Origin of the sequence: Levilactobacillus parabrevis ATCC 53295 (assembly GCF_001434055.1) — a bacterium.
GTDB classification, from domain to species: domain Bacteria; phylum Bacillota; class Bacilli; order Lactobacillales; family Lactobacillaceae; genus Levilactobacillus; species Levilactobacillus parabrevis.
In genome coordinates this window covers 1-5,156 of the sequence record NZ_AZCZ01000070.1, presented here as the reverse complement: position 1 = coordinate 5,156, position 5,156 = coordinate 1, and the positions used below count along the sequence as shown (strand labels likewise).

At 45.9% G+C, this 5,156-nt stretch carries 6 protein-coding genes; 4 read left to right on the top strand and 2 right to left on the bottom strand.

Translation table 11 applies throughout. The features are described 5' to 3' along the window. Positions 1 to 145: 145 nt before the first annotated feature. On the bottom strand, positions 146 to 679 hold the full coding sequence (locus tag FD07_RS11575) for a hypothetical protein (RefSeq protein WP_020090361.1): 534 nt from the start codon (positions 677 to 679) through the stop codon (positions 146 to 148). A 310-nt stretch (positions 680 to 989) separates the two neighbouring features. On the opposite strand from FD07_RS11575, the gene FD07_RS11570 reads away from it, so the two are divergent. The 4 genes from FD07_RS11570 (at position 990) to FD07_RS11555 (ending at position 3,562) form a co-directional block, all read left to right on the top strand. After that, positions 990 to 1,214: a hypothetical protein gene (locus FD07_RS11570; RefSeq protein WP_020090360.1), complete on the top strand. Its 225-nt coding sequence runs from the start codon at positions 990 to 992 to the stop codon at positions 1,212 to 1,214. 27 nt (positions 1,215 to 1,241) lie between these two features. Continuing rightward, positions 1,242 to 1,502 (top strand): hypothetical protein, encoded by a 261-nt coding sequence (locus FD07_RS11565; protein WP_020090359.1) that lies wholly within the window; start codon positions 1,242 to 1,244, stop codon positions 1,500 to 1,502. Positions 1,503 to 1,593: 91 nt separating this feature from the next. Then, the gene (locus FD07_RS11560) at positions 1,594 to 2,046 is read left to right on the top strand and encodes a universal stress protein (RefSeq protein WP_020090358.1); all 453 of its coding nucleotides are present in this window, start codon (positions 1,594 to 1,596) and stop codon (positions 2,044 to 2,046) included. Between the two features lie 160 nt (positions 2,047 to 2,206). After that, positions 2,207 to 3,562 (top strand): gluconate:H+ symporter, encoded by a 1,356-nt coding sequence (locus FD07_RS11555; protein ID WP_020090357.1) that lies wholly within the window; start codon positions 2,207 to 2,209, stop codon positions 3,560 to 3,562. A gap of 251 nt (positions 3,563 to 3,813) precedes the next feature. Here the strand turns inward: FD07_RS11555 and FD07_RS11550 are convergent, their stop codons facing one another. After that, complete coding sequence (locus FD07_RS11550) at positions 3,814 to 4,755, bottom strand: glycosyltransferase family 2 protein (protein ID WP_020090355.1); 942 nt, start codon at positions 4,753 to 4,755, stop codon at positions 3,814 to 3,816. Positions 4,756 to 5,156 lie beyond the last annotated feature (401 nt).

The window sequence follows — 5,156 nt, the reverse complement described above, 5'->3', positions numbered from 1 at the left end:
CCGGCTGCCTGGTGATGCACGTTTCGGCAACAGAGAATTAACGACACCAAACAAAGTTACCCAAAAAGAGCTAGGACAACGTCATCAAACGTTGTCCTAGCTCTTTTTTAACCGCGAATGGTCGGGTCCAACCTATGTAGCCGAATTATTTCGAGTAGTCAACCACCCATTTGCCGGTATCCGCAAGTCGATACCAGTTGTAAAGCGGTAAGTCCTGTCCGCTATAGTCGTACAGCCAGTATTGACTACGATAGACGTGGGTCTTGGCCTTTAACATAACCTTGCTAGGCTGATTGGGTTTGACCGTCGAAATCAGCTTGTGACCGCTACGCCAAGTGTTGTAGCGGTAAAGACGGGTATCGTTAGTGTTCACGTAGTAGTATTTATGCTGATAGATGACCTCGTAGACTTGTTTACTGGAAGTCTTGCGCGCATAGAACTTTTTCTGGTTGCTGATAATACGCCCAGTATCGGTGTCCTGTTTTTGGGCGTGCTTCTTAGTCTTGTAAAGTTCCATATACTCATAGTTGCCGTACATATACGCACGGGCATACGTTTTGTGGGAGAAGGAATTAGATGGTGTCACAGAATAATGCCAGGTTTTAGCATCCGCATTGGTGGGAATTAATAGGAGTAAGGCCAGTGAGGAGATGATGAACAATAGCTTCTTGTAAGACAAAATAATGACCCCCTTTTAGGTTAATCATATCAAACTTATTGCCATTTATCATTATTATTTTAGAATTAAGCCCGTTAATACCGCTTGTGAGTGCTTAATCACTGACCATAATTTGGATAACGTAACGGTATATCGGAGGCAGACCGGCCATTTTTACGAATAATAAAAGCGCTTTACATTTAAAATTATTCGTGCCAGAATATAAGATAAGTTTTGTTGTCACTAACGATAACTTAATATAAAATCTTATGAATTAGGTTGTTCCTATACATATAGAAGAAAAAATTATTAAGAGAGCGGGTCATTTAACATGGGTGTTGGTTTTAAGTTATTACTACGGGCTATCTTTTGGTCAGCTCTGTCTTGGTACTTCTGGTTCTTCAGCGGTGCCCAAGCTTCCGGTGGTGTTGGGATCATTCAGAAAATCTTCGCCGTGTTTTCCACTGTGGCCGCGGCATTCTACATCATCATGTTCCTGATTGGCTGGATGAAGAGCTGGGGAATGTTTCAAGGCAAGGGTAACAAAAAAGATTAATGATTATGATTCCTGGGGAGGAAGCAGATGTTTCGTAAAGCTATGGGTGACGCCGGTAGTTGGCTAGCCCTTTCACTGTTCTTCGGGGTCCTTAAGGACTTGATTGGCCTTTTCCAGCACCAAAGTCTGACGGTCGTCTGGTTATGGCGGTATCATGATTGGCGGGTCTGGGGATTGTTTTTCGGGATCTTGGTTGCGTATTGGGTTATTTGGACTTTGATTTTCTGGGGACTGCGGGCGCTCAAAGACGTGATGGGCCGTAACGACCCACCAGTCACTAAAAATTAAAACGGTATTGAACGGAAAATTTCTCGGAAATTTCGCGTTTGGTACCGTTTTCCTTTATAATAAGGGTATTCAAACAAGAGGAGGATTTTCGATGGAAAATTCAGAATCAATGAATCCTAAGAAATTTAGTCGAATTTTAGTTGGGGTAGACGATTCACCTGATGCACAGCTGGCCTTCCGCTATGCTATGAATCGGGCCAAGTTTGACGATTGCGAGTTGGTGATCTGTTCTGTGCTGGAATCAGATAACATGAACATTTACCAGGCCCTGAGTAAGAACTATGTGCACGGGCAACGCGCGGATTTACAGAAGCATTTACAACAATATCAAAAATTAGCTGAACGTTTCGGCATCAATAAGGTCACCATTATTATTGGGGAAGGCGACCCCGGTGAAACCATTGTGAAGACGATTATTCCTGAGGTGCAACCAGATTTATTGGTCATCGGGTCGTTGTCTCAGACGGGGGTTCGGAAGTATTTCGGAAGCCAAGCAGCCTACATGGCAAAATATTCTCCAGTTTCTGTGATGATTGTTCGATAGCGTCAGATTAGGCTTTGATGAACTGCATGTGAAAATTATATACAAGTAAGCCCTTGCATTGGGAAACTTTTTTTCATACAATGGGTTTTATGCAAAATGATTCACCCAACTCCGACGGGGTGGGAGAATCTGAATCGAGCATAGGAAAAGAGAGAAAAGCATGCAGTTCGTCGTTTTATTATTGGGTATTTTACTGTTACTCTTTTTAATTATTAAAGTAAAATTGAATACCTTCGTTTCACTGATTGTCACGTCAATCTTAGTGGCATTAGGGTTGGGCATGAACCCAGCTAATATCGCCAACTCCATCAAGGACGGAATCGGTAGCTCCATGGGCGAACTGATTATCGTGTTTGGTTTCGGGGCCATGATTGGCCGGTTGGTTGCCGATGCCGGGGGTTCTTACCGGATTGCCCGGACCTTGATTAACGTATTTGGGAAAAAGCGTCTACAAGTGGCCATCGTGGTCGCTTCCTTCCTGATCGGGATTTCCTTACTTTTCGAAGTTGGGTTAGTTCTGGTTACGCCAATCGTCTTCGCGGTTGCGCTGGAAGCTGAAGTGCCATTCCTCTATCTGGGGATTTCCATGGCTGCGGCACTGTCCGCCACGCAAGGCTTCTTGCCACCACAACCATCACCTACGGCCGTTGCAACGGTCTTGGGCGCCAACATTGGTGAGATGTTGCTGATTGGGATCATCGTGGCGATTCCTTGTGTGATTGTTGCCGGTCCTATCTGGACACGCGTGATTCGGCGGTTCAATCCAGACTTATTCGTCATCAAGCGTTCTTTGCCTGCCTTCGGGGAAGTTAAGGAATTTGATTTGAAGGAAACGCCTGGATTTGGTCTGTCCGTTGTAACGTCCCTGTTCCCAGTTATTTTCATGGCTGCGGCAACGATTTATCAACTGTCGGTCGATGGTGGGGCAGCACCTAAGAATCCACACGGTCTCGATGCCATTGTGGCGATGTTGGGGAACCCCGTCATTGCTATGGTACTGGCTTTGCTGTTTGCCATTTGGTCCATGGGTTTCCACCGTCAACGAACGATGAAGGAAATCAGTGCGACCCTGGAAGATGCTATCAAGTCGATTGCCATGTTGCTGATGGTTATCGCTGGGGGCTCTGCCTTTAAGGAAGTTCTGATCGATGGTGGGGTCGGGAAGGCCGTGCAACAATTAATGATGCACTCTAGCCTGTCCCCAATCCTGTTGGCTTGGTTGATCACGGTTATCTTACGGATCTCTTTGGGCTCCGCAACGGTTGCCGGGATGACTGCCGCCGGACTGGTCTTGCCACTGATGACCACGATGAGTGCTGATCCCGTAATGGTTGCATTGGCCATTGGGGCTGGTTCATTGGCCGCTTCGCATGTGAACGATGCTGGATTCTGGATGTTCTCAGAATACTTTGATTTAAGTGTTAAGCAGACGTTCCAGGTTTGGACCACGTTGGAAACCGTTATTTCCATCGTTGGTTTGGGCATGGTTATGCTGATGAACGCGATTATTAACTAGATTTGAAAAAAGCCATATCACCGGAAAATGCGGGTGATATGGCTTTTTGAGTTGGCAAAATTTTGGGGAACGTATTTCGCAATGAGCCTTTTCAAAATGGTAAGTCGGAGATAGACAGTATGTAGATTGAAAGATATAAGCCTTCGATTATCGAAAGGTAAGTGCTGCTTGTAAAAAACGGTCTGCCTTTCAGTCCGCAGTGAATGAATAGAAAAAGGGAACCAGTTCGTGAACTGATTCCCTTAAGCAATTTACTTTTCTTCACGGATAATGTACTTGGGTCGATGCTTGGTTTCTAGGTAGATCTTACTGATGTACTGTCCCAAAATACCAAGACAGAACAGCTGAATTCCACCGATTGCCAAGAAGATGACGACCAGGGAAGGCCAGCCAGCAACGGAACCGCCAACGGTCAAGGCCCGAACAATCACGAAGATTAGGGCAACGATCGAGGCAAGAAACGATAAACTGCCGACCCACGTTGCCAGCCGTAATGGCGCGTTGGAGAAATCAATGATTCCCTCAATGGAATAGGCAAATAGTTGCCGCAGACTCCAATGCGTCGTGCCGGCCGCGCGGGGCTGACTTTCGTACGTCAGGTAGGTTGTTTTAAAGCCAACCCAACTGAAGATTCCCTTTGAAAAACGATTGAATTCGGGTAGCGAGAGAACCGTGTCCACGAACTGCCGGGTCATTAACCGGTAGTCACGAGCATTGGGTTCAATCCGTACGTCTGAAATCCAATTGATGACACTGTAGAAACTCCGGGAGAGAAATGCCCGAAGACGGCTCTGACCGCGACGTTCCTGTTGAATGGTGCCAACACAGTCGTAGTCTCTGTTCTCAATCAGATCGACCATTTCTGGCAAGAGCTCTGGTGGATCTTGAAGGTCGACGTCCATCACGGCTACCATATCCCCGGTAGTAGCTTGTAATCCCGCGGCGAGCGCCGATTCCTTCCCAAAATTCCGAGAGAACGACCGAAAGTGGACGGTCTCCGGATGATCTTGGTGTAGTTGCTTCATTTCTTCTAAGGTGTGGTCGCTGGAACCATCATCCACAAAAATATACTCCGGCGTTACCGTTGGAGTAGGGGTATTCATGGAATCGATCACCTTGCTAACGGTTCGGTAAAATAATGGAATAGACTCCTCCTCGTTATAGCAAGGAACGACCAGACTAAGCTTTTTCATCACAGACATTCCTTTCACACAACGATACCATCTTACCTCAAATGTTGGGGGCTTACCATTAAATTTTTCTTACAGGCAGAAGTCAATTTAACCAATCTGGCTAACCTGCTTTAAATTATGAGGGTGACGAAACGGTGACTTCTAGCCCTTGCGGCGCGTTTTTAGCCGCTGCTTTGATGTATACATAGCGAATTAGTCGGATGTGCAGACTATTGTTTCACTAGATACGAAAAGAATTGTGATTGACGGCATCTTCGGGTAAAGTCTTCTGTAACCCTTCAAATGGTGCAACAGGACTTGCTGTCGTTTAGTAGTCTAGCTGATTGGCTACAGGGAAGCCAGTTACAGGCATGAGATTGTTAGCGCAATGATTGTTGGAGAGCGTAAAATATCTTGTGTAA

Coding starts and splice junctions, on each gene's coding strand:
- FD07_RS11565 (WP_020090359.1), top strand. CDS start 1,242: ATGTTTCGTAAAGCTATGGGTGACGCCGGTAGTTGGCTAGCCCTTTCA.
- FD07_RS11570 (WP_020090360.1), top strand. CDS start 990: ATGGGTGTTGGTTTTAAGTTATTACTACGGGCTATCTTTTGGTCAGCT.
- FD07_RS11550 (WP_020090355.1), bottom strand. CDS start 4,755: ATGAAAAAGCTTAGTCTGGTCGTTCCTTGCTATAACGAGGAGGAGTCT.
- FD07_RS11555 (WP_020090357.1), top strand. CDS start 2,207: ATGCAGTTCGTCGTTTTATTATTGGGTATTTTACTGTTACTCTTTTTA.
- FD07_RS11560 (WP_020090358.1), top strand. CDS start 1,594: ATGGAAAATTCAGAATCAATGAATCCTAAGAAATTTAGTCGAATTTTA.